General features: G+C 69.1%; 19 protein-coding genes. 8 read left to right on the forward strand and 11 right to left on the reverse strand.

The window, feature by feature from the left end; genetic code table 11:
* Window positions 1–8 precede the first annotated feature (8 nt).
* The 3 genes from OG555_RS08975 to hemL are packed head-to-tail and all read right to left on the reverse strand — an operon-like array spanning window position 9 to window position 2,567.
* Window positions 9–578 carry a TlpA family protein disulfide reductase gene (locus tag OG555_RS08975; RefSeq protein WP_329482347.1) on the reverse strand — a complete coding sequence of 190 codons (570 nt, stop codon included), beginning with the start codon at window positions 576–578 and terminating at the stop codon, window positions 9–11.
* Window positions 578–1,201, reverse strand: coding sequence for a histidine phosphatase family protein (locus OG555_RS08980; RefSeq protein WP_329484788.1), 624 nt, complete (start codon window positions 1,199–1,201; stop codon window positions 578–580). The genes OG555_RS08975 and OG555_RS08980 overlap by 1 nt, the downstream gene beginning before the upstream one ends.
* 43 nt (window positions 1,202–1,244) lie before the next feature.
* Window positions 1,245–2,567 carry a glutamate-1-semialdehyde 2,1-aminomutase gene (gene hemL, locus OG555_RS08985; RefSeq protein WP_329484789.1) on the reverse strand — a complete coding sequence of 441 codons (1,323 nt, stop codon included), beginning with the start codon at window positions 2,565–2,567 and terminating at the stop codon, window positions 1,245–1,247.
* Between the two features lie 244 nt (window positions 2,568–2,811).
* On the opposite strand from hemL, the gene OG555_RS08990 reads away from it, so the two are divergent.
* Window positions 2,812–4,152 (forward strand): lytic transglycosylase domain-containing protein, encoded by a 1,341-nt coding sequence (locus tag OG555_RS08990; protein WP_329482348.1) that lies wholly within the window; start codon window positions 2,812–2,814, stop codon window positions 4,150–4,152.
* 107 nt (window positions 4,153–4,259) lie between these two features.
* Here the strand turns inward: OG555_RS08990 and OG555_RS08995 are convergent, their stop codons facing one another.
* The 3 genes from OG555_RS08995 to OG555_RS09005 form a co-directional block, all read right to left on the reverse strand.
* The gene (locus OG555_RS08995; protein WP_329482349.1) at window positions 4,260–7,898 is read right to left on the reverse strand and encodes a S8 family peptidase; all 3,639 of its coding nucleotides are present in this window, start codon (window positions 7,896–7,898) and stop codon (window positions 4,260–4,262) included.
* Between the two features lie 936 nt (window positions 7,899–8,834).
* A complete protein-coding gene (locus OG555_RS09000) occupies window positions 8,835–9,797 on the reverse strand; it encodes an LLM class F420-dependent oxidoreductase (RefSeq protein WP_329482350.1) in 963 nt (320 codons plus the stop codon).
* Window positions 9,798–9,924: 127 nt separating this feature from the next.
* Window positions 9,925–11,778, reverse strand: a complete 1,854-nt coding sequence (locus OG555_RS09005) for a S8 family serine peptidase (protein WP_329482351.1) — start codon at window positions 11,776–11,778, stop codon at window positions 9,925–9,927.
* A gap of 173 nt (window positions 11,779–11,951) precedes the next feature.
* Between OG555_RS09005 and OG555_RS09010 the strand changes: the two genes are divergently transcribed.
* Both OG555_RS09010 and OG555_RS09015 read left to right on the forward strand, forming a co-directional pair.
* Window positions 11,952–12,620 carry a hypothetical protein gene (locus tag OG555_RS09010; protein ID WP_329482352.1) on the forward strand — a complete coding sequence of 223 codons (669 nt, stop codon included), beginning with the start codon at window positions 11,952–11,954 and terminating at the stop codon, window positions 12,618–12,620.
* A 96-nt stretch (window positions 12,621–12,716) separates the two neighbouring features.
* Complete coding sequence (locus OG555_RS09015; protein ID WP_329482353.1) at window positions 12,717–15,857, forward strand: glycoside hydrolase family 3 N-terminal domain-containing protein; 3,141 nt, start codon at window positions 12,717–12,719, stop codon at window positions 15,855–15,857.
* Between the two features lie 4 nt (window positions 15,858–15,861).
* On the opposite strand, the gene OG555_RS09020 is transcribed toward OG555_RS09015, so the two are convergent.
* The 3 genes from OG555_RS09020 to OG555_RS09030 form a co-directional block, all read right to left on the reverse strand.
* Entirely contained in the window at window positions 15,862–18,003 is a 2,142-nt protein-coding gene (locus OG555_RS09020; protein ID WP_329482354.1) for an MMPL family transporter, read from the reverse strand.
* A 108-nt stretch (window positions 18,004–18,111) separates the two neighbouring features.
* A complete protein-coding gene (locus OG555_RS09025) occupies window positions 18,112–19,038 on the reverse strand; it encodes a GlxA family transcriptional regulator (protein ID WP_329482355.1) in 927 nt (308 codons plus the stop codon).
* 7 nt (window positions 19,039–19,045) lie between these two features.
* Window positions 19,046–19,645, reverse strand: coding sequence for an isochorismatase family protein (locus tag OG555_RS09030; protein ID WP_329482356.1), 600 nt, complete (start codon window positions 19,643–19,645; stop codon window positions 19,046–19,048).
* A 154-nt stretch (window positions 19,646–19,799) separates the two neighbouring features.
* Here OG555_RS09030 and OG555_RS09035 point away from each other — a divergent pair, with 154 nt between their 5' ends.
* The 3 genes from OG555_RS09035 to OG555_RS09045 all read left to right on the forward strand — a co-directional run bounded on the left by OG555_RS09035 (window position 19,800) and on the right by OG555_RS09045 (window position 22,251).
* Window positions 19,800–20,885, forward strand: coding sequence for an aldose epimerase family protein (locus tag OG555_RS09035; RefSeq protein WP_329482357.1), 1,086 nt, complete (start codon window positions 19,800–19,802; stop codon window positions 20,883–20,885).
* A gap of 302 nt (window positions 20,886–21,187) precedes the next feature.
* Entirely contained in the window at window positions 21,188–21,733 is a 546-nt protein-coding gene (locus OG555_RS09040; protein WP_329482358.1) for a hypothetical protein, read from the forward strand.
* On the forward strand, window positions 21,676–22,251 hold the full coding sequence (locus tag OG555_RS09045; protein WP_329484790.1) for a cytochrome P450: 576 nt from the start codon (window positions 21,676–21,678) through the stop codon (window positions 22,249–22,251). The genes OG555_RS09040 and OG555_RS09045 overlap by 58 nt, the downstream gene beginning before the upstream one ends.
* A 58-nt stretch (window positions 22,252–22,309) precedes the next feature.
* On the opposite strand, the gene OG555_RS09050 is transcribed toward OG555_RS09045, so the two are convergent.
* Together OG555_RS09050 and OG555_RS09055 are read right to left on the reverse strand one after the other, a co-directional pair.
* Window positions 22,310–23,281 (reverse strand): hypothetical protein, encoded by a 972-nt coding sequence (locus OG555_RS09050; protein WP_329482359.1) that lies wholly within the window; start codon window positions 23,279–23,281, stop codon window positions 22,310–22,312.
* A 3-nt stretch (window positions 23,282–23,284) separates the two neighbouring features.
* Window positions 23,285–23,770 (reverse strand): hypothetical protein, encoded by a 486-nt coding sequence (locus OG555_RS09055; protein ID WP_329482360.1) that lies wholly within the window; start codon window positions 23,768–23,770, stop codon window positions 23,285–23,287.
* Between the two features lie 202 nt (window positions 23,771–23,972).
* On the opposite strand from OG555_RS09055, the gene OG555_RS09060 reads away from it, so the two are divergent.
* A complete protein-coding gene (locus OG555_RS09060) occupies window positions 23,973–24,890 on the forward strand; it encodes a phosphotransferase enzyme family protein (RefSeq protein ID WP_329482361.1) in 918 nt (305 codons plus the stop codon).
* Between the two features lie 64 nt (window positions 24,891–24,954).
* Entirely contained in the window at window positions 24,955–26,379 is a 1,425-nt protein-coding gene (locus OG555_RS09065; protein ID WP_329482362.1) for a sensor histidine kinase, read from the forward strand.
* Window positions 26,380–26,407: the final 28 nt, after the last annotated feature.

Raw genomic sequence — 26,407 nt, forward strand, 5'->3', positions numbered from 1 at the left:
TCCTTCGGTCAGCCGGCGGCAGCATCATGGACCATGCCGAGCAAGGTGTCCTTGGAGACCTCGCCGACCACCCGCGCCGCGACCTTGCCGGACTTGTCGATCACCAGGGTGGTCGGGATCGCCTTCGGCGAGATCTGGCCGCGGAACCGCAGCAGCGCCTTGCCGTTCGGGTCGTAGATGCTCGGGTACTGCACGCCGAACTCCTGCACGAACTTGCGGGCCGGCGCGGGGTCCAGGTCACGGGTGTTCAGCCCGATGAACTGCACCGTCGGGCCGAGCTCCTTGGCGGCCGCGACCAGGTCCGGTGCTTCCTTGCGGCAGGGCGGGCACCACGAGCCCCAGACGTTCAGCACGACCACCTTGCCGGTCTGGTCGGCCAGGCTCCACGGCTTGCCGTCCAGCGTCGTACCGGTCAGCGCGGGCGCCGGCTTGCGATCCGCCCGGGCGAACAAGGAGACGTTCCCGGTGCCACTGACGAACCCGGCCTGCCCCTCCCGGTTCTGCGCGGCCTGCTGGCCGGAGCTGCAGCCTGCGATCAGCAACAGCCCGGCGACCAGGAGCGTCGTACGGCGGAACATCACGCGCCGCCCACGAACTTCTTCGGGTTCTTGACCGGGAGAAGATCCTTCGCCGGTTCTGAGTAGCCGACCGACACGATTGTCTCGCCGTGGAAGGTGAACGAGGTCAGGCTGGCCAGGCTGCACTGCCGCTTGCGCGGGTCGTGCAGCATCCGGCGGCCCTCGATCGCGGACCGGACGGTCCAGATCGGCAGTTGGTGCGACACGATCAGCGCCTCGTGCCCGGCGGCCTTCTGCCGAGCGGTCTCGATCGCGTCCCGCATCCGCCGCACGATCTGCTGGTAGGGCTCACCCCAGGACGGCTTCCACGGGTTCCGCAGCAGCCACCAGGCGCTCGGGTTCTTCAGCGCGCCGTCGCCGACGCCGAACTTCTTGCCCTCGAACAGATTCGCCGCCTCGATCACCCGCTCGTCGATGTCCGCGGTCAGCCCGAACGTCTTCGCGATCGGCTCCATCGTCTCCTGGGCCCGCTCCAGCGGCGAGCTGACCAGGTGGACGATGTCCCGGCCGGCCACGTGCTCGGCCACCCGGTCCGCCATCTTCCGGCCGAGCTCGGACAGGTGGAAATCGGGGATCCGGCCGTAGAGCACACCGGTCGGGTTGTGCACCTCGCCGTGACGCATCAGATGCACGACCGTCGTTTCGGTCACCGCTGCCGTTCCCTTCTCAGTTCTGTACTGCGGCTGCCGCACGAGCAGCCGGGGCGAGGGCGGACTCGAGCTCCGCCAGCGCGTCGTCATCGATCGCGGCGCTGACGAACCAGGCCTCGAACGCACTCGGTGGCAGGTAGACGCCAGCGTCCAGCATCGCATGGAAGAACGCCGCGAACCGGGGCAGCACCTGGGCGTTCGCACCGACGAAGTCCCGGATCTCGGCAGATCCCTCCGAGGACTCCACGAAGAAGACACTGAAGAGGTTCCCGGCGGCCTGGATGACGTGCGGCACACCTTCCTTGTCCAGCGCGGTCGCGACCAGGCGCTGGATGGTGACCGAGGTCTCGTCCAGCCGCGCGTAGACCTCGTCGGTGGCCAGCCGCAGCGTGGTCAGTCCGGCCGTGGTGGCGATCGGGTTCCCGGACAGGGTCCCGGCCTGGTAGACCGAGCCCTCCGGCGCCAGGTGGGCCATGATGTCGGCCCGCCCGCCGAACGCCGCGGCCGGGAAGCCACCGCCCATCACCTTGCCGAACGTCATCAGATCCGGCTGGACGCCGTCGACGCCGTACCAACCGGAGCGGGTGATCCGGAAGCCGGTCATCACCTCGTCGGAGATGAACAGTGCGCCGTTGTCCGTGCACGCCTTGGCGAGGAACGCGTTGAAGTTGTCGCGCGGCGGGACGACGCCCATGTTTCCGGGCGACGCCTCGGTGATCACGGCCGCGATCTGGTCGCCGTACTCGGCGAAGGCGGCGGTGACGGCGGGCTGGTCGTTGTACGGCAACACGATCGTGTCGGCCGTGGTCGCCTCGGTGACGCCCGGCGTACCGGGGATGCCGAGGGTGATCAGGCCGGAACCGGCCTGCGCCAGCAGCGCGTCCACATGCCCGTGATAGCAGCCGGCGAACTTGACGATCTTGGCGCGCCCGGTGAAGCCGCGGGCGAGCCGGAGCGCGGACATGGTCGCCTCGGTGCCGGACGACACCAGCCGGACCTTGTCCACCGGCGTCCGGCCGACGATCTCCTCACCGAGCAGGACTTCGGTCTCGGTCGGAGTCCCGTACGACGTCCCGCGGGCGACCGCGGCCTGGACGGCGGCGGTCACCTCCGGATGGGCGTGGCCGAGCAGCATAGGCCCCCAGGAGCAGACCAGATCGAGGTAGCGGTTCCCGTCGACGTCGGTGATGTGACATCGGTCACCCGATGCCATGAAGCGCGGCACGCCGCCGACGGCGCGGAACGCGCGGACGGGAGAGTTGACCCCGCCCGGAGTGACTGCGGAGGCTCTGTCGAAGAGCGCGGCGGACTGTTCTGTGTGGTCGGGCACGGCCGCTATTGTCCCCGACGGACCTACGGATCAGGTGGGCGGGCAGGGGCAAATGCCCCGCCGGGGGTTCACAAGCAGTGTTGTTACGCGCCAGTATGGGTACCTCGTCACCGCACGTAGATGGTCCGAGTCCGGCGCGTAACCCACGCACGGGGCGGACGTTAGACCAATTACGACGGCAACCGAGAACGACGAAATGACGTGTCCGCGGCGTGGGGCCGGGCAGGTCACTGAGTCACGGAGGGGATCATCGATGGCGAAGGGCAAGCGCCGCGCCACGAGTGGAGGCTGGCGTCAGGTGGCGCCGCTCATCCCGTTGGCGTTGTTCGCGAGCGCGTTCACCGTCAGTGCCACGGATGATCCGGCGATCGCCACGGCGTCGCTGGAGCAGGGCCTGTCCGGCAACAGTCCGGTCGTCGTACCGAAGCGGCCGATCGCCGAGCCGGCCAACGTGCCGGTGCCGGGTGTGGTCGGCCACGGCGTCGATCCCGGCGAGCAGCCGACCCAGGTGGTGTCCGGCCTGTCCCGCAACGGCATCCCCCACGCGGCGCTGAAGGCGTACTCGCGGGCCCAGCAGGTGCTGGCCCAAGTGGACCCGGGCTGTCATCTGCCCTGGACGCTGGTGGCCGCCATCGGCCGCGTCGAGTCGAACCACGGCCGCTTCGGCGGCAACGCGCTGAACTCGCAGGGCGTCGCCGTGCCGGGCATCTACGGCCCGCGGCTCGACGGTGTGAACACGGCCAAGATCGCCGACACCGACGCCGGTGCGTTCGACGGCGACGGCGCGTTCGACCGGGCGGTCGGCCCGATGCAGTTCATCCCGGGCACCTGGCGGTCGATGGGAGTGGACGGCGACGGCGACGGCGTGCGGAACCCACAGGACATCGACGACGCGGCCATGTCGACCGCTGTCTACCTGTGCTCCGGCAAGACGGACCTCTCCAAGGCGAGCGACCTGGACTCGGCCGTCCTGCGCTACAACCACTCCCAGCAGTACGTCGACCTGGTCGTGAGCATCGCCAAGGCGTACGCCGGCGGGAGCTGGATCGCGGTCGGCAACGGTACCGAGGACGACGAGCAGGGCGTCGACCGGGCCGGTGACCAGGTCGGCGATCCGACCATCGACGCCCCAGCCGACAACAACTTGCCGCAGGCGACGAACCAGGAGACCTACCCGTCGGTCAAGCCGACGCCGACGGTCGTGGACCAGTCCGGCAAGCCGACGACCGACCCGACCAAGCGGCCGCCGACCACCGGCAAGCCGTCGGACGATCCCACCACCAAGCCGCCGACGACGACCACGCCGCCCACGACCACCACGCCGCCGGCGCCGGGCCTCGCGACGCTGCAGACGGCGGCCGGCCTGATCGTCGGCACGGTCGGCAGCACGGTCGGTGAGCTGACCAAGGCGACGCAGTACTGCCAGTCCGAGATGGCGAGGGTGACGATCACCAAGCCGACCCAGGACCAGCTGCAGAAGTGTGTGACCGCCTACCAGACTGGCGGCACGAAGGCCGTCGACCAGGTCATCCGCAACCTGCTGTCCGTGCTCGGACTGCTGGGCATTCTCGGCGGAGGCCTGCTCGGGAACTGACCCTCCAAGACCGGCGCGCCAGCCCCCACCCCTCCCTTGGCGCGCCCCCGGCGACGCCACGGAGCACTCCCCCCGGCTTCGTGGCGTCGCCCTTTTTAACGTTCAGTTCAGTTCACGGCCCAGGCCTTCTCGATGGTCTGGCTGATCTTGTTGCCGATCAGATCCGTCGCGGTCACCCGGATGCTCGCGTACGACGCGTCCACCGGAGCGGCCGGCAACTGGGCCCGCACCGCGCCACCGGATCCCCGCAACGCCAGTTGCCGCCAGGTCGTCCCGTCGTACGAGATCTCGGCGGTGGTCCGGAAGACCCCGACGCCGCGGACGCCCGGCTGGTACGCCGGTTCGAGCTCGAGCAGCCCGTCCGCGTGCTGGTAGTCGACCTGCACGAGCGGCAGGACGGACCGCGTCTTCGTCGGCTTGGACAGGAAGTGCCACTCGGTGTGGGTGGCGGTCGACGTGGTCGCCCAGCTGTTCGGACCACGCTGCTGGTCGAGCGTCAGGTCGTACCAGGCCGCCTTCGCCGGGACCGCGAACTGACCAACGGACCAGGCCTCGCGGCCGAGTTCGACGCCGTTGCTGCTCAGCGTCATGCTCGTCACGTCGCCTCGATCGCCCCAGCCAAAGATGGTGCGATCGCCGTTCACGTACTGCGGGATCGCGATCCGCAGCGCATTCTCGAACCGGGCCGGCGGCCAGCCGCCCGCTTCTTCGGCGCTCGTCGCCACCGGAACAGCCGGCCGCGTCAGTGGCTCCCACCAACTGCGGCCGGCCTTCTCGTTCGGCCGGTAGCCGCGAGCCACCGTGGACGTGAAGCCGCTCTCGTTCCACTCGCCCGCGGCTGTCTTCTCGTCCCAGGTGACACCCTTGAGGTCCGTGACCAGATAGTCGGTGCGAGTGACCGGTCCGGTCACCCCGCGGGTCGACGACAGCCCGGTGGAGATCCCCGGCAGGTGCGCGATCCGCTGATCGTTGTGCAGCGGGAAGGCCTGGTTGCGTGCGAAGTCCATGGTCACCACGGCCGGCCGCATCTTCGCGACGTCGAACGTGAGCGGGCCGTTCACTATCGACGGCCCGACAGCCAGGTCGTAGCGGTAGGTGCTGTCCCGCAAGCCGTTCAGTTGCAGGGAAACCGGGCCCTCGGCCAGCAGGTCGAGAAGCTGCTTCCCCTGCTCGGACCGCAGCAGGTACAACGGGACGCCTTGCTCCGTCCCGGTCGACCAGTAGCCCGGCGCCTCCTTGTACAGGAAGACTGCCTTCGCGCCGGCGTCCTTCGCCGCCTTGACCTGTGGGGTGACCTGGTCGGACGAGACCCACCGGATCAGCGCGACCTTGTCCTTGACCCCGGTCAGCTCGGCCGGCGTACCGTCGCCGCCGCTCACCAGCGGGAGCTTCTCGTTGCCGACGTACACGGTCCGGCTGGAGCCGGAGCCCGGCGTCGGGAGCCGGAAGCTGCTGCCTGCGCCGCTGACGTCGACGGTCAGCATCGGCTGAGCGAGATCCCAGCGCTGCACGACCTGGAAGGTGCCATTGGCAACCTTCCCGAAATCCTGCACGTAGATGCCGTTGGCAACCCGGCCGTTGTACGCCCAGCCGGACACCGCGTCGCGGTCGCCGACCTTGCGATGCCACGCGATGCCGACGCTCTGCGCATCGGCCGGCCGCGGCGTCTTCACCGTCACCTTGTGTGCCTTGCGGGCGTCGAAGGTGTACGTCCGGTCGCCGTCGATCCACTCGTCCGGATCGCCGAGCAGGGTGACCGAGTTCGCCCAGTTGGCCTCGTCGCCGCCCATCGCGTACGCCATCACGCTGTACCGCCCGGTCGGCACCTCGAGGGTCCGGCTGCCGGTCTGGTCGAACGCGATCCCGTCCACGTCGCCGGTGTCCTGGTTCCACAGCTGCACACCGCTCGCCCCGGCCTTCGTGGTGGCGGGCTGACCATCACGGCCGATCGCCTTCACGGTCACCTGGTTCAGCCGCCCGCCGGCCGCGAACCCGAGCCCGGTCCGGTACGACGTACTGCCGGAACGTGCCGTGACGACACCGGAGTACTTGGCCGGCTGGGTCTTCGCGAGATCGAGGATGACGGCGGCCGACTCCACCCCGTGGGCCGGAACCGTGATCCGCGCCGGAGTCACCGTGATGGCCGCGTCGACCTTGCTCGGGGACTGTGCGGTGACGCTCAGGTCGAGGATCACCGGACGACCCGACGTGTTGCGGTAGGAGAACTTGCGGACGACCGGTGCCGGCGGCGTCGGCCCGGACCAGGAGACGTCACCGAAGTACAGGTTCGCGGTGTCGGGCAGGATCGTCGGGTCGAGCGCCTTCGGGATGTCGATCCGGCCAAGGCCCTGCTGAGCAGGAGTCGCGTCCTTGGCGGGCACTGCCGTCGCGGCCAGCGCGGCCTTCAGTTGCTGGCCGGTCCAGTCCGGGTGGCGCTGCGCGAGGATCGCGGCGGCGCCGGCGACATGCGGGGTCGCCATCGAGGTGCCGCTCATCGCCGTGTAGTACTGGCTGAGCACATGGCCCTGTTCGGTGCCGGCGGCACGGGCGGCCGGGATCTCTACGCCGGGCGCGGTCACCTCGGGCTTCATCGCACCGTCGCCGAGGCGCGGGCCACGGCTGGAGAAGTACGCGAGCTTGTCGTTGCCGTCGACCGCGCCCACAGTCAGCGCCTCGGACGCGGCACCGGGAGAACCGACAGTTTCCTCGGCCCCGGAGTTGCCGGCCGCGATCACGAACAGCGCGCCGCTCGACTTCGACAGGTCGTCGACGGCCTGGCTCATCGGGTCGGTACCGTCTGTCGGCCGGCCGCCGAAACTCATGCTGATGATCTTCGCACCCTGCTGGACGGCCCACTCCATCCCGGCGATCGCCTCGGAGTCGTACCCGCCGCCCTTGTTGTCGAGGACCTTGCCGATCAGCAGGCCGGCGCCGGGCGCGACGCCCTTCTCCTTCCCGCCGGACGCCGTACCGAGGCCGGCGACGATCGACGCGGTGTGCGTGCCGTGGCCGAACTGGTCCTGGACCGCCTCACCCGGGACGAAACTCTCCGACGCCACGACCTGCTTGGCGAGGTCGGGGTGCCCGGCGTCATACCCGGTGTCGAGCACGGCCACCTTGACGCCACGTCCGTCGTACCCGGCCTTCCACGCGGCCGGCGCACCGATCTGCCGGGTGGACTGGTCGAGGGTGGCGTGGGTACGGCCGTCGAGCCAGATCTTGCTGACCTGGCTACCGCTCTTGAAGGCCGCGGGACCGCTGATGCTGTCCCAGAAGGTCTTGGCGTCAGCCTTCCGCACGGTGACCGCGCTGCTGTCGACGCTGGGAAGCGTACGGCGCAGAGTCGCGGCCGCCGGCGTGGACGGGGCGCTGCGCAGAGTGGCCGGCGCGGTCAGGAGGAGGGGCAACTGGTCGCTACCGGCGTCGTCGTACCCCTGCGCGACGAGGTCGGTGAGGTTGAACAGCTGCTTGTCCAGGCGGCCGTCGCTCAGCAGCTGGTAGGCCTTGGCCGGGACCAGGCTGAGGTCACCGTCGAAGGTGCCGAAGTAGTACGGCTCGTCGCTCGTCAGCCGGGCCGAGACCTGGCCGTTCGAACTCGTGGTCAGCTCGGCGACGTCGCCGGTCACCAGCGTGATCCGGCGCGTGCTCGCGCCCGGGGTCGGCTGACCGGCCGCGGCCGCGCTGGAACCGCCGCCGCCGGAGGCCTGCGCGGAGGTGGTCGCCAGCAGCAGGGAACTGGCGACCACCGTCGCAAGCAGGCTCGTCGCGCAACGGGATGATCGGGCAAACACAGGCGGACACCTCCCGATGCCCCGACCCACGCGAGGCCATCTTCGGGAGCCTGACAGTCACCCTCAGCCCCGGTCCACCACTCCTACTGACCTACACCCGCCATGGCCGATACCGGTCACCCCACCGCGCCACGTACGCCCGCCACAACCTGCACTCCAACTCCACAGGCAACCGAGGACGACCACCACGAGCACCCATCACAACACCGCTTCAAACGAAAGTGTTGCAACCACCCCTTGAGCCCGCTGCTCCTGCTCCCTTCGAGGGGTTATCCCATCCAGTGCTCGGGCGCGGTCAGCCGGAAGCCTCGACCGTTCGGTGCACGGGCATTACGGGGCCGGGCACGGGTCGGTTCCGGGGGGGTGCTGCCCGCACCGTCGGCCGGACCGCCAGGCCATCACAACCAGGCGACGACGAAGACCTCCCACGGACGATCGCAGCGTCTGGGTGATTGTGATGGCCTGGGAGTCCGCCATACCCGGCCCCGGCGGTGGTGGCGGGTTGGGCGATGCCGGTGCCGCTGACCGGACCTGCACCACTCCAAGCAACGCGATGCCACAGATGCGACGCTCGACCGCGAGCACTCCGCGCCGGACGGACCGGGCTGTGAGTACGCCACGTCCGCCCAGGCCGAGACCGCGGGCCCGGGGTGTGATGGTGGCGATCGGTGTCGCGGCCGCGTGGTTCGTCCGCGCCGGCCGGGCTGCCCGGGCCAGGCTGGGGAGGATCACACACCCGATCCGGGACGAGATCCTCCCCACCCCCGTGCCGCAACCGACACAACACGGCCGACCGCCGGGACGCGAAGCAGGCGAACCAACCACCCACCGACGGATACATCAGACGAGCCGGATATCCCCTCGAATGGAGCCTGCCTGGCGAGGTGGTGGTCAGGCGAAGCGCTTGGCTACCTGCTCCACCCGGTCGACCAGGTCCAGGTCGTACGCGACGCCGGGGACGTAGAAGATGACGTAGTCGGCGCCGGCCTCCAGGGAGGCCTCGACCTTGTCCGCGATCTCGTCCTCGGTGCCGATCAGGTTGTCCCGGTCGAACTTCTCCCGGTCCATCGGGCCGAGGGCCTTCTCGGTGGCCCGCTGCGGGTCGTCACCCTTGTCGATCGGGAACACGTTGAACGACGTCGACTTGATGATCTCGTCGTAGTCGCGGCCGACCTTCTGGCAGTGCTCCCGGAGGATGTCGCACTTCTCCCTGATCACCTCGGGGTTACCGCCGCCGATGTTCGCGGCGTCGCCGTACTCCGCGACCAGCTTCAGCGTGACCTTCGGGCCGCCGCCGCCGATCCAGAAGCTCGGGTGCGGCTTGCGGACACCCTTCGGCTCGTTGATCGGCGCGTCGATCGAGTAGTACTTGCCGTTGTAGACCGGCTTGTCCTCGGTCCACATCTTGTAGATGATCTCGGTGGCCTCCCGGAACGCGGCCATCCGCGGCGGAATGTCGGTCCACTCGTAGCCGTACGCCTTCCACTCGTGCTCGTACCAGCCCGCGCCGATCCCGGCGTACAGGCGGCCGTGGCTGGCGACGTCGACGGTGGACGCGATCTTCGCGTACAGCGCCGGGTTGCGGTAGCCGTTGCAGCCGACCATCTGGCCGATGTTCACCCGCTCGGTGTCGCGGGCCAGCGCGGCCGTCGCGCTCCAGCACTCGAAGGTGGTGTTGTCACTGGGCTCCGGCACCGTGTGGAAGTGGTCGAAGAGCCAGATCGAGTTCCAGGACTGGTCGTCGGCCCGCTTGGCGACCGACGTCATCGCTTCCCACTGCTCTATCGGATCCGCGATCTGCGCGAGATCCATCTTCCAGCCCTGCGGAACGAAAATCCCGAAACGTGTAGTCATGCTGACATCCTTTCCGGCCGCGACCGGCAGGGTCCATCACTCCGACTACTGAATTCGTGCTTAATCGGACCACTAGAACTTCTGAATGCTGCTCCGGGTGCCTGCGGGAGGCAGCCGGAGCAGACCGTCAGCGCGCGCTCAGGACACCCGCTCCGAAGCCAGGTCCGGACCGGTCGACAGCCCGGTGCGCGAGGATCTGGTTCAGTGCGACCGGCGCCAACCGGCCGCCGAACTCCTGCCGCGTCAGGGCCGCGACACCGGCCGCGGTCGGCGCGGAGGCTGACGTACCGAAGAAGCGGCAGGCGCCTTGGACGGTGGTCGGGCAGGTTCCGGATCCGAAGCCGCCGGCACCACTGACGGAGACGCCGTCGGCGGCGGCCCAGTACGGGGCCGGGAAGCTCCGCGACGAACCACCGGGGACTCCCTTGCACGGACCGGGCTTCCCGCCCGGGCACCGGGTGGTGGAGAGGATCTGGGTCGGGCCGGCCGCGCTGTAGGGCTCGAGCGCGATCGTCGCCGGGTCGACCGACAGACTGGCGTTGACGGCGCCGGCACTGGTTGCGAAGCCCAGGTAGTTCGAGTCCGGGTTCATCGAGCCGGCGCGCTCCGGCGGGTCGATCGTCTGGACGCCGGCCGACAGTGCACGCCAGCGCAGATCCAGGATCGGGGCCTTGCGGGCCGTCGAGGTGCCCTGGACGTCGACGACCAGCTTGACGGGCTGCGCGACACCGGTCGTGTTCTCGTAGATGAACTGCTCGATGGTGTCGCCGACCCCGTTCGCCTGAACCGCGTTGCTGGCGGCGAGGCACGTCGTACCGGAGGCGTCCATCAAGTACAGGTTGAGGTCGGTGAATCCACCCTGCCCGGCGGTCGGGAACACCGCGCGCGGCTCACTCCACTGCAGGGTCGGCAGGATCGCCGCGCCGGGCAGCAGGTTGAGGTCGTACGTCGTGTCTGCGCCCCGGAGCTTCACCACGTTGTCGGGTGCGTTCGGGCAGCCGTTGAACGGACCCACGACGCCGTCCGGGCCCTTGCCGGTACCCGTCGCCGTCACCCTCGGCGCGTGCCGGCCACCGAGGTTCCCGGCCGAGGAGCTGACCCAGATGCCGTGCTTGGCCAGGCCCTCGGCGGTTGCCGCGCCGATGCCCTGCTGGAAGGCCGGCTCGTCGTCGAGCGCGATGTCCTCGGCGATCATCGTGACGCCGGCGTTGGCGAGCGTGTGGAATGCCTCGACGTACTGTGCGGTGGTGTCCTGCGTGCTGGCGAAGGCGAGCTTCGCGCCCGGCGCCATGTCGTGGATGATCTCCAGCATCGCGGTGCCTTCGTCATCGTCGTACGCCGCCTGTTGCAGCACCTGCACGTCCGCCGGCAGCTCGCCCGCGGCGATCGAGTCGGCGATGTGGTCGACGTCGCCGGAGATCGCGCCGACCTTCTGGCCGCGTCCGGTCAAGCCGCGCGCCTGGGCCTTGTCGGCCTGGTGCAGTTGGACGCCCTCGGCGGTGATCGCGCCGACGTCGACGGCCGGGCGCAGCGACGGTCGCAGGGCGGTCACCCAGCCGAGCGCGGCGACGGCGTCGAGTTTGTCGGACGGCACCGAGGCGGACACCAGGCCGGTGCTGGGCAGGTCGGCACCGGGGACAGCCTTGAAGTCCGCCGAATTCTTCAGGACCGTCACTCCGAGCGTCGACAGGTCGGCTTCCTGTGCCGCGGTCACGGGCGCCGCGGCGTACACCTGGACGCCGATCCGGCCGCTGGTGTCGACACCGAGCGAACGGGCTTCTGGACCGGACACCTTCGCCTTGGCGGACGCGGCGGCGGCCTTGGCCAGCTCCGCGCTCTGCCGCAGCAGGGTCGGGACCTTGGACGGAGCGCCCGACGCCGCGTCGGCGGCCGGCGCCGCTGTTGCGGGTTGGACGGCGGCGACGATCGCCAGCGGGACGATCAACGCCACACCACTCAGCAGACTGGCCAGCTTCCTCACAGTTCCTCCTCAGCCTCACACACCGGAGAACCCAGACACCACGGAAGCCAGCCCCCAAGCGCCAACCCGACCCCGCAGCCACACCCTCACCCACCAACTCCCCGCTGTCCAGCTTTTACCCAACCCACCGCGATGCCGCGGCGTCGTATCCAACCGACGCCCAGGGAGGGATTTTGCAGAAGTTCGACCAGCTGTTCGATCGAGCCGCCCCACTCATCGCCGCCGGCGACCACCAGCGCGACGCTCTCCCGCGAGACGGCGGCCGCTGGCCGGTCTCCGTCGCTCTCCGCCCACCGATGGACGACCTGCTCAGCCGCCATCTCGACGACCTGACCGCCGAGGCCGCGGACCTCGCCGGCCCGGATCACTGGCACACCGGCCGCCTCGGCTCCGCCCACCTCACCGTCCGCGCTCTGGAAGGCCATCGCGCGGTCATCGAGCCGCATGACCCCGCAATCCAGCGCTACCAGTCCGCTCTCGACCGCGCCGGGGCGGGCCCGACCCGTTTCCGCGTCGCCGGGCTCACGCTCACCCCAGGGACCGTGATGGCCTGCGCGTTCCCCCTCGACTCGAACGCCGACGACCTCATGGATCGTTTCGCCGTCGAGCTCGGGCCCGACGACTGGTTCGAGCGGCCGCACGGTCGCCGCGACATCTGGTACCTGAACCTCCTGCACTTCACCACCGCCATCACGCAGCCCGGGAAACTGATCGACTGGGTCGCCGCCCACCGTGAGACCGAGTTCGGCGCGGTCACCGTCCCGGCGCCTGAGCTGGTCCGGTTCCGGTACTGCGCCGGCCCGCGGCCGCACATGCGGCCCGAGGTGATGAGAGCGCTCTAGTTCCGGAACCGGCGAGGGGTTGACCTGGAGGTGGGGAGAGCTGAGAGTCGGGGCCGGACGTGGGTGTGAGGCTCGCGCGGAGCTGGGGAGTCGGCCATGCGTGGTTTTCGTCAGACAGCGCTCTTCGCGGCGGCAGCGCTGATCACCGGGCTGTTACCGTTGCAGGCGGCGGCCGATGATCCGGCGCCGATCGTGCTGGCGGCCTTCGAAGGGGCCGAGCCGTTCGCCTCGCCGCCGAACGCGGGGATCTTCGGCTGGGGCAGTGACGCCGACGACCCGCCGACGATGGAGCTGCAGACCCGCGCCGACGCCCCGTCCGGCGAGAAGGTGCTGCACGGCACCTACAACATCAGCGGGTACGGCGGTTTCAGCCACGACGTGACCTTCGACCAGAACCCCGGCGACTGGTCCGCACACAAGGGCATCCGGTTCTGGTGGTACGGCCAGAACACCGCACCACTCCCGCCCGGCTCCGGCAAGCGGATCTTCTTCGAGATCAAGGACGGCGGCGCCAACGCCGAGGCGTCGGAGCTGTGGAACACGAGCTTCACCGACGACTGGCAGGGCTGGCACCTGGTCGAGATCCCGTTCAGCGAACTGGTCTACCGCAGCGACTACCAGCCGGTCGGCGGCATCGACCAGGTGCTGAACCTGACCCAGATGTCGGGCTACGCGATCACCATGCCGGTCGGCTCCCCCGGCGAGTTCGCGATCGACCAGGTCGAGGTCTACGGCAAGGCCGATCCCGCGCTGAAGGCGAGCGTCGTCACCGACGCCGGCGTCTATCCGGTCAAGGAGGGCGGCACCGCACAGGTCAAGATCTCCGTCGCGACCACCGGCAGCACTCCGCTGGAGGAACCAGTCACCGTCGACTACCGCACCGGCACCGGAACCGCCGGCACGGACGACTACGACCCGGTCTCCGGCACGTTCACCTTCCCGGCCGGTACGGCGTCCGGCACCTCTCACACCGTGGCCGTCACCACCCGCAAGGACCACACCGCGGAGGCCGCCGAGACGATCCCGCTGGAACTCACCGTCACCGGCGCGAAGGCTCCCTCGACCCAGCCGGTCGTGGTGATCAACGCCCACGACCTCCCGTATCTCAACCCCAAGCTCCCGCTGAAGAAGCGGGTCGACGACCTGCTCGCCCGGATGAACCTGGCCGAGAAGGTCGGCCAGATGACCCAGGCCGAGCGCAACGCGCTCCGGTCCCGCAGCGACATCGCGTCGTACGCGCTCGGCTCGCTGCTGTCCGGCGGCGGCTCGGTGCCGACGCCGAACACGCCGGCCGCCTGGGCCGCGATGATCGACAACTTCCAGCTGAACGCGCAGGCGACCCGGCTGCAGATCCCGCTGATCTACGGCGTCGACGCCGTCCACGGACACAACAACGTGGTCGGCGCGACGATCCTGCCGCACAACATCGGCATGGGCGCGACCCGCGATCCCGACCTGGCCAAGCGGACCGGTGAGGTGACCGCGACCGAGGTCCGCGCGACCGGCATCCCGTGGGACTTCGCGCCGTGCGTGTGCGTGGTCCGCGACGACCGCTGGGGCCGGGCCTACGAGGGCTTCGGCGAGGATCCGGCGCTCGTCCAGTCGATGGCGACCGTGATCACCGGCCTGCAGGGCAAGGCGGACGGCAGCCAGCTCGGGCAGAACAACCACGTACTGGCGACCGCGAAGCACTTCGTCGGCGACGGCGGTACGACGTACGGCTCCTCGACCACGGGTTCGTACAAGATCGACCAGGGCATCACCGAGGTCACCCGGGCCCAGCTGGAGACACTGCACCTGGCGCCGTTCCAGACCGCCGTGGATCTCGGCGTCGGCACCGTGATGCCGTCGTACTCGAGTGTCGCGATCGACGGCGCGGCTCCGGTGAAGATGCACGGGAACGCCGAGCTGATCAACGGGGTGCTGAAGCAGCGGATGGGCTTCGGCGGCTTCGTGATCAGCGACTGGCAGGCGATCGACCAGCTGCCGGGCGACTACGCGAGCGACATCCGGACGTCGATCAACGCCGGCCTCGACATGATCATGGTGCCGACGAACTACCAGGGCTTCACCCAGGGTCTGACCGACGAGGTGACCGCGGGCCGGATCCCGATGACCCGGGTCGACGACGCCGTCCGGCGGATCCTGACCGAGAAGTTCAAGCTCGGCCTCTTCGAGCACCCGTACGCTGACACGTCGCGCAGCGCCGAGATCGGGTCGGCCGCCCACCGGGCGGTCGGCCGGGAGGCGGCCGCGAAGTCTCAGGTGCTGTTGAAGAACGACAGCAACCTGTTGCCCCTGGCACCCACCTCCAAGGTGTACGTCGCCGGCAGCAACGCCAATGACCTGGGCAACCAGATGGGCGGCTGGAGCATCACCTGGCAGGGCGGCTCCGGTGCGACGACGACCGGTACGACGATCCTGGACGGGATCAAGCAGGTGGTGCCGACGGCAACCTTCAGCGCCGACGCATCGGCACCGCTCGAGGGTCACGACGTCGGAGTCGTGGTGGTCGGCGAACGCCCGTACGCCGAAGGGATCGGTGACGTGGGCAACGGTCACGACCTGCTGCTGTCCGACGCCGACAAGGCGGCCGTGGACAAGGTGTGCGGCGCGATGAAGTGCGTCGTCCTGATCGTCTCCGGCCGGCCGCAGGCGGTCGCCGACCAACTCGGCAAGATCAACGCGCTGGTGGCGTCGTGGTTGCCCGGCACCGAGGGTGCCGGTGTTGCCGACGTCCTGTTCGGCAAGCGCCCGTTCAGTGGCCGGCTCCCGGTCAGCTGGCCGCGGTCGGAAGCTCAGCAGCCACTGAACGTCGGTGACGCTTCCTACGATCCGCAGTATCCGTTCGGGTGGGGTCTGACCACCCAGGCGGCAGCTAGGCAGAAGCTGACCGACGCCCGCAACACCTTGCTCCGCCAGCACGACCCGTACGCCCTGGCGGCCGGGATCGCCGCCGGAGTGGCACTCCAGGTCAAGGACTGGTCAGGGCCGCAGGCAACTATTGCCTTGGCTGCCGTGGCCCAGTCCGCCAAGTTCCTCGAGCGCACCACGGTGGACACGTTCGCCGAGGACGACGCGGTCGTCGGCACGGCCCGCTGGATCGCCCAGAACCACATCGGCCAGAACGTTACCGAGCCCACCTCGAAACTCACCTCGGACGCCGATCACCTGCTCCTGACCGGGAACCTGAGTGCCGCGGTCAGCAAGCTGACCGCGGCCTCCAAGCTCGGGTGACGGCTCAGACCGAGACCAGCTCCCGTTCCGCCTGCTCCGGCGTCTGCCGGTGCAGGCGGTTGGGCCACCAGGCCTTGCGACCCAGCAGGACCATGATCGACGGGAGCATCACGATGCGGACCAGCGTGGCGTCGATCAGGACGGCGATGGCCAGGCCGACGCCCATCTGCTTCATCTCGAGCATGCCGAGGGTGGCGAAGACGGCGAAGACCGACACCATCACCGCCGCCGCGCTGGTCACCACGCCGGCCGATTCGGTGATGCCCTTGCGGACCGCCTCCTGTGGGGTCAGCCCCTCGGCCACTCCTTCACGGATGCGACCGAGCACGAAGACGTGGTAGTCCATCGACAGCCCGACCAGGATCACGAACAGGAACAGGGGAATCCACGACACGACGAACCCGGCTGACGTGAAGCCCAGGATCCCTTCCGCCCACGAGTGCTGGAACACCAGCGCCAGCACCCCGAAGCAGGCACCCACCGAGGCGAGGTTGAGCAACGTCGTCACCAGCGCGATCGCCAGGCTCCGGAAGGTGAACGCCATCATCACCAGCGTCAACGCCAGCACGAACGCGATCACGTACGGCAGTTTGTCCCGCTGATTGTTGCCGTAGTCAACCGACTCGGCCGAGTCCCCACCGACCGCCCAGGTCGTCGATCCCAACGCGGCCGGCGCCAGCTCCCCACGCAACTGATGCAGCGCGGCTTCGCCGTTCGCACTGCTGTCCGGCAACACCGAGACCAACGTCAGCACAGCGGTTCCGCCCGCCTGCCGGATCGCGTCGCCTGCCGGTACGACGAACTTCCCGGTTCGTACGGCGGACTCCTGCAGCCCGGTCAACGCCGCGGCCGCACCGTCACCCTGCGCGACAACGTCGTACGAAAGACTGCCCTGGGACGGGAAGTTCTCCTGCAGTGCCTTCAGCGTGCGCACCTCGGGGATGCTCTGGGGCAGCGTGTTCAGATCGGCCGACTCGGTCTTCATCCCCAGTGCCGGTACGGCGAGCGCGACCACGGCGAGGGCCGAGATCGTCAGCGCGGCCCGCGGATAGCGCAGTACGGGCGCCAGGATGCGGCGGCTGATCCCGCCGGGACCGATGCGCCGGTTGAGCCGCCACAAGAGCGGGACACGCGGGCGGTCGACCCGGTGACCCAGCTTCGCCAGCAGCGCGGGCAACACGGTCAGCGAGCCGAGGACCGCCACCGCGACGACCACGATCGTTGCCGTTGCCATCGAGGCGAACGTCGCGTCCTGAGCGACGTACAGGCCGGCCATCGAGACGATCACGGCGAGGCCGGAGACGACCACGGAGTGACCGGACGTGGCCGCGGCGATCTCCACGGCGTCGAGGGTGCTGCGACCCTTGCGGCGTTCCTCGCGTTCGCGCTTGAGATAGAACAGCGAGTAGTCGACGCCGACCGCCATACCGATCAGCAGGACGACGTTGGCGACCGAGCCACCGTCGGGGAACAAGTAGGACAGCGGCGCGTAGAAGCCGAGGGCGGCGCCGACGGCCGAGAACGCCAGCAGGACCGGGATCCCGGCCGCGATCAAGGCCCCGAAGGCGATCAGCATCAGGGCGAAGGTGATCGGCAGGCTGAGCTTCTCGGCCTTCGCGAGATCGGAGCCGACCTGCTTCCAGACACCGGCGTTCACCGATGCGTTGCCCGCCTGGCCGATGGTCAGGCCGGGGTTCGCCTTCTGTACGTCGGCGGTGGCGGCGACGACCTTGTCGATCGAGTCGGCCGCGTCGTCCGCCGTACCCTTCAACTCGATCGGCACCAGGGCGGCCTTGCCGTTGTCCGACCAGACCGGTTGCCCGACGGCCTGGACCGGGTCGAGCGCCCTGAGCTTCTGCTGAAGCTGCGTGATCGCCGTAGTCGCGGCGGCCTTGTCGAGCGGACCGTCGGGGTCGGTCAGCAGGACTGTCTCGGTGGGCCGATCGCCGAGACCCGCCTTCTCGATCAGCTCCGCGGCCTGACCGGACTGGCCGACCCACTCGTCCTTGCTCTGTGTCTGCTGCTTCGGGATGGCCACCGACATCCCGACCGCGACGACGACGAGGAGCAGCCAGAGGCCGATCGCCCGCCATGGATGGACAGCACTCCAGCGCGCAACGCGCACGGTCACCGATCCCCTGGTCATTTGCCCCACCTCTCCAGCGACCGGACGCCCTGCCCGGTCAGGACGAGCCTGACCTGATCGGGAACGGATCTCAGGAGTCCTGGAACCCCCGCCGGGGTGGAGCTAGGCCTACCCGGCGACGGGCTCGATCGTCCGGGCGCGCAGGCGGCGGAGCATGCGGGCGTCCTCGAAGCCGACCGCGCGGGCGGCCGCCTCGATGGTGCTGCCGTGGCCGATCAGGTGTTCGGCGCGTTCGAGGCGGAGGAGCTGCTGGTAGCGCAGCGGGGTGAGACCGGTCGCGGTGGTGAAGATCCGGGTCAGGGTGCGTTCACTGACCCCGATCTCCCGGGCGAGGTCGGTCAGCAGCAGGCGGTCGGCGTACCGGGCGTCGATCACGTCCTGCACGCGATGGGCCAGATCGCTGAGGTGACCGCGGTGCCGCAGCATCGCGCTGTCCTGCAGTTCGTCTCCGTTGCGCCGCGCGTACACGACCATCTCCCGCGCGACCCGCGCCGCCGCCTCGGCACCACGCTCGACCGCGACCAGGTGCAGGGCCAGGTCGATCCCGCTCGCGATCCCGGCGGACGTGATCACCCGGTCGTCCACGACGTACAGGACGTCCCGCACGATCGTCGCCTTCGGATACCGCGCGGCGAGCTCGTCGGTCAGGTCGTGGTGGGTGGTGTACCGGTGCCCGTCGAGCAGCCCGGCCGCGCCGAGCGCGTCGGCGCCGGAACACACGCTCGCCACCGATCCACCGGCCGCATGGTGACTGCGCAGCCGCTGCTTGGTCTGCGGCCCGATCGGCGGCACCGGCGACAACCGCGGCGACCGCCACCCCGGTACGACGATCAGGTCGTCCGGACCGAGATCCGGCCACTCCAGCCGTGCCTTCACCGGCACACCCTGTGCGGTGGGAATCTCGTCGACCTCCGCCACATAGCTCAGCTCGTAGCCGTAGCCGAGGTCGTTCGCGGTGGAGAAGACCTGCGCCGGACCGGCCAGATCCAGCAGGTGCAGTTTCGGCACCAGCAGGAAGACGACCTTCGTAGGCATGATCCAGTCAGGATGGCACGGGTACGCCGGTGAGTTCGTCGAGTGTCCGGATGGTGGCGAACCGGCCGGCCAGGGCGTACTCGGTGCGCTCGGTGATCTGCTCGGGGCTCAGCGTCCGGGGATCGGCCAGGATCTCCTCGAGCGTCGCGTCCGCCGGCATCGTCCAGTGCGGGATCGGCTGCGTCGCGGTCGCCTCGGTGACGAACACGACGTCGTACCCGAAGTCCGACGCGACCCGGGTCGTGGTCTCGCAGCACTGCTCGGTGCGGATGCCGCTGATCACCAGCTCGGTGACGCCGTGCTGGGTCAGGAGCTGCTGCAGATTCGTCGTGGTGAAGGCGTTGTGAGACGTCTTGGTGATCAGGGGTTCGCCGGGCAGCGGCTCGAGTCCCTCGATCAGCCGGACGTGGCCCTCGGCCGGGTCGAACGCCCCGCCGGTACCCGGCTCACTGTGCAGGACCCAGACGACCAGATCACCCTTGTCCCGGGCCGCGCGGACGAGGCGATTGACCCGGTCGGCGATGTCGGGGTGGTTCACGGCCTTCCAGTTCGCGCGGACCCGGAACGATTCCTGGACGTCGATCACGATCAGTGCGGTGCGGCTCATACCGCTCATCCTGGCGGCGGAACGGCGCACCGGAGAAGTCCCGATCGAGGCTGGCACCGGACCGATCTGGTCAGGCCGCGGGGAGCCTTTCGATCCTGCTGCAGAGATCGGGGCCGCCACGCGGGCTGCCGGCACGCCGGATAAGTTGGCCCGCATGGGCGAACATCACGGCAAGCTCGAGATCCGCAAGGACCCGTTCGGCACCACCCCGGACGGTCAGCAGGTGGACGTCTACACGTTCACCAACGGCCGGATGACGATCTCGATGCTGACCTGGGGTGCCACCATCCAGCGGGTCGAGACCCCGGACCGGCGCGGCCGGACCACGAACATCAGCCTCGGCTTCGACAACCTGCCCGACTACGCGGCGCTCAGCCCGTACTTCGGTGCCACTATCGGCCGCTACGGCAACCGGATCGCGAAGGGCCGGTTCATGCTCGACGGGACGACGTACCAGATCCCGATCAACGATGGCGAGAACGCGTTGCACGGCGGCACCATCGGCTTCGACAAGTTGGTGTGGAAGGCGGTGGTCGTCCGCAGCGACAACGCCGTCGGCGTCGCCTTCACCTACGTCAGCCCGGACGGCGAGATGGGCTTCCCCGGTGAGCTGACCAGCACGGTGACGTACACGCTCGACCGGCGGGACAATCTGCGGATCGACTACCACGCGACCGTCAAGGGCAAGCCGACCATCGTCAACCTGACCAACCACGTGTACTTCAACCTGGCCGGTGAGGGCAGCGGCTCGATCGACGGCCACGTGCTGCAGCTGAACGCGCCGAAGTACACCCCGGTCGACGCCGGCCTGATCCCGACCGGCGAGCTCGCACCGACCGCCGGTACGCCGTTCGACTTCAGCAAGCCGACCGCGATCGGAGCCCGGCTTCGCCACGACCACCCGCAGCTGATCGTCGGCCGCGGCTACGACCACAACTTCGTCCTCGGCGGCGAGCCGGACGACGACGGCCTCCGCTTCGCCGCCCGCTTCACCGAACCCGAGCACGGCCGCACCGTCACGGTCCACACCGACCAGCCCGGCGCCCAGTTCTACAGCGGCAACTTCCTCGACGGCACGTTCCTCGGTATCGGCGACAAGGCCTACCGCCAGGGCGACGCCTTCGCCTTCGAAACCCAGCACTTCCCCGACTCCCCGAACCACCCCAACTTCCCGTCCACAGTCCTCCGCCCCGGTGAGACCTACCAATCCACCACCATCTACACCTTCGGCACCAACTAGCCGAACCGAAGAACGGGTAGTAGTCGACCCGCAGCCTTCAGTTGAGCGTGCCGGCGGAGTGGAGGTCCCGGCGAGACGGGACCACCACCCGTTCTTCGGTACACAGTTCCGGTCGCGACGCGCAGATGACGTGAGCGAAGGGTTACCTAACCACCTAGGTTTGGGATATGCCGGAAGAGCCTGTGCCGCAGATTCCGTTTGATGATGCGTTTCGGTTTGATCCTTCGCCGACGTTCGCCGAGCTACGGGAGACACGTCCCGTGGCTCGGGTGCGGACGTTGGCGGGGGCCGAGGTGTGGTTGGTGACGCGGTACGACGACGTACGGCTGGTGCTCGCGGATCCGCGGTTCTCGCGGGCCGCAGTGGTCAAGCAGGGCGCGCCGCGGGTCGCGTTGGCCAAGCCGATGCCGAACAGCCTGACCACGACCGACCCGCCCGAGCACACCCGGTTGCGCAAGCTGGTGTCGTCGACGTTCGCGCACCGGCGGATCGAGCGGACCCCACCGTGGGTCGCGGAGCTGTCCGCCCAGCTGGCCGAGGACGTGGCCCGCGCCGGTGACGGCGCCGACATCCGGCAGTTGGTGGCGTTGCCGCTGCCGATCCAGGTGATCTGCCAGCTGCTCGGCGTACCGTACGACGACCGCGCGCAGTTCCGGGAGTGGACCGAGCTGGGATACAGCATGGAGATGGCGGAGAAGGATCTGGTCGAGGACGCGATGACCAGCCTGACCGCGTACATCGAGGACCTGGTCACGAAGAAGCTGGCGAACACCGACAGGCCGAGGACCTGCTGGACGAACTCGTCCGCGCCCGCGAGGAAGGCGACCGGCTCAGTCAGGAGGAGCTGATCGCCTTCGGGGTGAACCTGCTGGTCGCCGGCCACGAGACCTCGGCGAACCAGATCTCGAGCTGCGTCGCGACCCTGCTGCGCCGGCTGGAGAACTGGGCGAGACTCGTCGACAACCCCGACCTGGTCCCGTCGGCGATCGAGGAGTTGCTGCGGTTCAACCGCTTCAGCGAGGTAGGTCAGCTCCGCGTCGCACTCGAGGACGTCGAGCTGCACGGCGTACAGATCAAAGCCGGCGAAGGCGTGATGGCCGCGCTCAACTCGGCCAACCGGGATCCGCGCGCGTACGACGCACCCGACGAGCTGCGGCTGGATCGGCCGGACAACAAGCACCTGTCGTTCGGCTTCGGTCCGCACTTCTGCCTCCGCGCGCAACTGGCCCGGATCGAGCTGCAGGAGTCGTTGCTGGCCCTGGTACGACGCTTCCCGCGCCTGCGCCTCGCGAAGCCGGCCGAGGACCTCGAATGGCGTCGCGTCCTGGTCAGCGGCCTGGCGGAACTCCCCGTCAACCTCACCTGAGAACCGTTGCGTCCGAAGAAGTGTGGGCGATAACCCTCACTTCTTCGGACGTAACGCGTCAGTTCTGTGAGCTGAAGGCCAGGCCGTGCTCGGCCTCGTACTGCTCGATGAAGCGCGCGGCCATCGGCTCGCTGGAGGCGATCGCGTCGGCCAGCTTCTTCGCCGTCCGCTCGTGACCCTCCGGCCAGTCGGACAGCAGCGCCCACGCCCGCATCCGCTTCTTCTCCAGCGCCGTCGGCTCGACGGCCGGCTCGTCGATCTTCACCGACTCCATCACCGGCTTGTCCACCACCGACTCGTCCACGACCGACTTCGGCGCGGCCGGCTCGGCCTTCGGTGTCGTGATGAGCGCCGGCGGCTGCGGGTCGGCCGGTCCGGCGAACGGCGACGGGCCCTGCGGCTTCTGCACCACCGGCTCGGCCTTCGGCTGCGGCGCCAGCGGCCGCAACTTGGCCGCCGAGGCCTTCACACCGTTGCTCTGGACACCGTTGCTCTGGGCTCCGTTCGGCTGGACGACGTGCTGCGGCTCGCTCTCGTCCTCGACGACGACCGCCTCGGCGACCGGTTCGTCGCTGTCGGGCTGCTGGTCGACGATGGCCATCAGCTCGCCGGTCCAGGCATCCTCGTCGCGGAGAGACATCCCGGCGCCGTCCGCCCGTCGCGGCTGCCCGCCCTCGAGCACCCAGACCGCCGCGCGCAGGTCACCGCGCTCCTCGATCTCCGCGGGCTCCGGGGGCGGCGAGATCGCCTTGGTGAGCTTGTTGGTGATGACCTCGTAGTTGATCCGCTCCTCGAGCATCCCGGCCAGCCGGTCCGGGTCGTACGTCGTCTCGGCGATCTTCGCCAGCCGCTCGTCCTGGTGCTCGGACCGGATGTACTCGGCAACGGTTCCGGCGATCGCCTCGCGGCGGCTCCGGTTCCGGATCTGGTGCTGGGCCGCGCGGAGGCTCTCGTACAGGCCGTAGCCGTGCTCGATCGCCAGCGACCGGGCCAGCCAGGTGACCCGTGGCTCGCGGGCCCACTGGATCACGCCCTACACCGGGCCGGTCTCGCGCATCTGCCCCGCCCGGCGCAGCGCGTCGCGGCGGCGGGCCGAGCTGTGGATCAGCCACAGCACATAGGCGAACGCGGACAGGCCGCCGAAGCCGAAGGCCAGGAACCGCTCCTCCGGCCGCCAGTGGCCGACCACGTTGAAGACGACCGCGACCAGAGCCGCGAAGAACGACATCGCGCGGTAGGCGTAGGCCTGCTCACCCTTGCGCCGGCGCAGGTCGGCGAGCGCGGCGGTGGCGACACCACCGAGCTCGAGCACGGCCACCGCCGGGGTGACGAGGATGATCTTGAGGAACGTCGAGAAGCCGGTGTCCGGCCAGGGGATGTGGGTCACGCCGGCCCAGACCTGGCCGACAAGTGCGGCCGCGGCCGCAGTGGCGTAGAAGGCGTAGGCGACCTTGTCCGCACCGGTAAGGGGTACGTTCGCCAGTTCGCCAGTACTGGGATTGCTGGTGTTCTCCTGCAAGACGTGGTCTCCTGACCGGTTTGGGCTCTCCGGCAGTTTCGTCGGGAATGGTGGTACGGCGGCCCCCTCCCCCTGAAGGGCGCTGCACGAGGCTACCGGTTTCCGGCCCCGATAGGGGAGGCGAATCCGGAAACGTCTCGAACCTCCCCACCGCGGCACCGTTTCACACCTGCCGATTCCAGCGACACTTAGGGTCGGTGTCATGATCCCGACGATGCGATCGCTGCCCGCCCCGCACGCTCTCAGCGCTCACCTGGCCGACCGCTACGGCCTCGGCTTCACGGGGTGCACGCTGCTTCGATCGCTCGTGAACGACGTCTACGAGCTCACCACCGGCGACGCCCGCTACGTCCTCAAGCTGTACCGCCACGACGGCCGCGATCCGGACGAAATCCGTTGGGAGGCAGGGCTTTGGGCGCATTTGCAGACGGCCGGATTACAAGTCCCGCCGGTCTTGTTGTCGGACGGAGAACCCGTCGGACTGCTCGAGACACCTGAAGGGCCCCGGCCGTTCATCGTGTCCGGTTTCGTCGAGGGCACCAAACCGCAGCCGCCTTTCGACGACGAGTTGTACGACGCATTCGGCCGGCAACTCGCGGCATTCCACGATGCCGCCGACAACTACCATTCGACGTACGCGCGACGCCCGGCCGAGATCGCCGATCGGCTTCACGAACCACTCGAACAGATCCTGGCCGTCGACCGCGCGGAGGAAAACCTGCTCCGCGACCTCGCGGCCGCGGTACGGAACAACCTCGCGGAGTACTCGAATACCGGCATCTGCCATGGCGACGTCAGCTTGGACAACATCTTATTGACGAAGCAGGGACTCCTCTTACTCGACTTCGACCTCACCGCGGTCGGTCCGCGGGCAGCAGACTTCGCCGGCGTCGCGACCACGCCGTACTGGGATGCCTTCAGGACCGGGTACACCACCCGACGCCCGGTCACCGACGCCGACCTCGCGGCGATCCCTTATCTCCAGATCGTCGGGCGGATCTTCAACCTGCGGTTCCACCTTGTCGACAAGCCGTTGTTCCGCGGCACCGAGTCCCGCGCCGAGGGGTGGGCCGCCGATGAGCTCGGCGCTCTCCGCCGGGCGGCCGGCGAACTGCTCTGACTCTCACAGCAAGGTGCCAGGAAAACCGGAGGGAGTCCCAGGGCTGGGTGCACATCCTGGGGTCATGAGGTCCTGGCGGGGATTCGCGGTGCGCTCGCTGAGCGTGCGCGTCGCGGCGGCGATGGTGCTGCTGGTCGCGGTGGTGAGTGTCGTGATCAGCGTGCTGACGACGGCCGCGATCAGTTCGTACCTGACCAAGCAGCTGGACAGCAAGGTGGCGGCCTCGCAGGGGCGGACGATCATGGCGCTGACCAAGGGCGACGGCAGCCGGCCACCGCCGGACACGCCGCACGGGCAGGACGCGGGCACGGTGACCGCCTATCTCACCTCGTCAGGTGCCACCGGCAACGTCATCACCCCGGACGGCGTACTCGCGACGCTCTCGGACCCGGCCGTCGCCGCACTCGACGAGGTCCCCGCCGGCGACGGGAACCGCACCGTCGACCTGCCAGGGCTGGGCCAGTACCGAGCACACGCGTCACAGATCGGCCCGATCACGGTGGTCACCGCGCTGCCGACGAAGGACATCGCCGACACCATCAACAGCCTGATCGGCTGGGAGGTGCTCTTCGGCGGGGTGGGTGTGCTGACCGCGGGTGGCGTGGCGGTGTTCGTCGTACGACGTCAGTTGCGGCCACTGCGCCGCGTCGCACAAACCGCCCGCGAGGTGGCCGGCCTCCCCCTGGACACCGGTGAGATCGGGATGACCGCGCGGGTGCCGGATCAGCTCACCGACGAACGGACCGAGGTCGGTCAGGTCGCGGTCGCACTCAACACCTTGCTGGGCCACATGGAGAACGCCCTGGACGCGCGGCACCGCAGTGAGCAACAGGTCCGCCAGTTCGTCGCCGACGCATCCCACGAACTGCGTACGCCGCTCACCACCATCCACGGCTACGCACAACTGAGCCTGCGGCAAGGCGACCACGAGTTGTTCAGCCACGCCATGGGCAAGGTGATGGTCGAGGCCACCCGAATGGCCGCCTTGGTCGAAGACCTGCTCTTGTTGGCCCGCCTCGACGCAGGCCGACCGCTCGACCTCAGGCCGGTCGATCTCACCCGGCTGGCGAGGGAGTCGGTCACCGACGCCCAGATCGTCAGCCCGGATCACCACTGGGCGTTGAGCCTGCCGCCTGAACCAGTGGTCGTCACGGGCGACGAGCAACGCCTGCACCAGGTCGTCACGAACCTGCTCAGCAACGCCCGCCGACACACGCCGGCCGGGACCACGGTGACCGTCGAGTTGATCGCGGACGACCGTCATACGGCCGTACTCACCATCCACGACAACGGCCCCGGCATCCCGGCCGACCTGCAACCGAACGTCTTCAAACGCTTCACCCGCGCGGACACCTCACGCACCCGCGACTCCGGCGGCTCGGGCCTCGGTCTGTCCCTCGCTCAATCCATCACCGAAGCCCACGGCGGCATCGTCACGGTCACGTCCCACCCGGGCGACACGTGCTTCACGCTGGCCCTGCCAAGGTAGTGCCGAACCGCCAGGCCATCGCAATCGC

Source organism: Kribbella sp. NBC_01484 (assembly GCF_036227145.1).
Classification (GTDB): domain Bacteria; phylum Actinomycetota; class Actinomycetes; order Propionibacteriales; family Kribbellaceae; genus Kribbella.

Coding starts and splice junctions, on each gene's coding strand:
- OG555_RS09015 (WP_329482353.1), top strand. CDS start 12,717: ATGCGTGGTTTTCGTCAGACAGCGCTCTTCGCGGCGGCAGCGCTGATC.
- OG555_RS09020 (WP_329482354.1), bottom strand. CDS start 18,003: ATGACCAGGGGATCGGTGACCGTGCGCGTTGCGCGCTGGAGTGCTGTC.
- OG555_RS09025 (WP_329482355.1), bottom strand. CDS start 19,038: ATGCCTACGAAGGTCGTCTTCCTGCTGGTGCCGAAACTGCACCTGCTG.
- OG555_RS08980 (WP_329484788.1), bottom strand. CDS start 1,201: ATGCGTCACGGCGAGGTGCACAACCCGACCGGTGTGCTCTACGGCCGG.
- OG555_RS08990 (WP_329482348.1), top strand. CDS start 2,812: ATGGCGAAGGGCAAGCGCCGCGCCACGAGTGGAGGCTGGCGTCAGGTG.
- OG555_RS09000 (WP_329482350.1), bottom strand. CDS start 9,797: ATGACTACACGTTTCGGGATTTTCGTTCCGCAGGGCTGGAAGATGGAT.
- OG555_RS08975 (WP_329482347.1), bottom strand. CDS start 578: ATGTTCCGCCGTACGACGCTCCTGGTCGCCGGGCTGTTGCTGATCGCA.
- OG555_RS09065 (WP_329482362.1), top strand. CDS start 24,955: ATGAGGTCCTGGCGGGGATTCGCGGTGCGCTCGCTGAGCGTGCGCGTC.
- OG555_RS09035 (WP_329482357.1), top strand. CDS start 19,800: ATGGGCGAACATCACGGCAAGCTCGAGATCCGCAAGGACCCGTTCGGC.
- OG555_RS09030 (WP_329482356.1), bottom strand. CDS start 19,645: ATGAGCCGCACCGCACTGATCGTGATCGACGTCCAGGAATCGTTCCGG.
- OG555_RS09060 (WP_329482361.1), top strand. CDS start 23,973: ATGATCCCGACGATGCGATCGCTGCCCGCCCCGCACGCTCTCAGCGCT.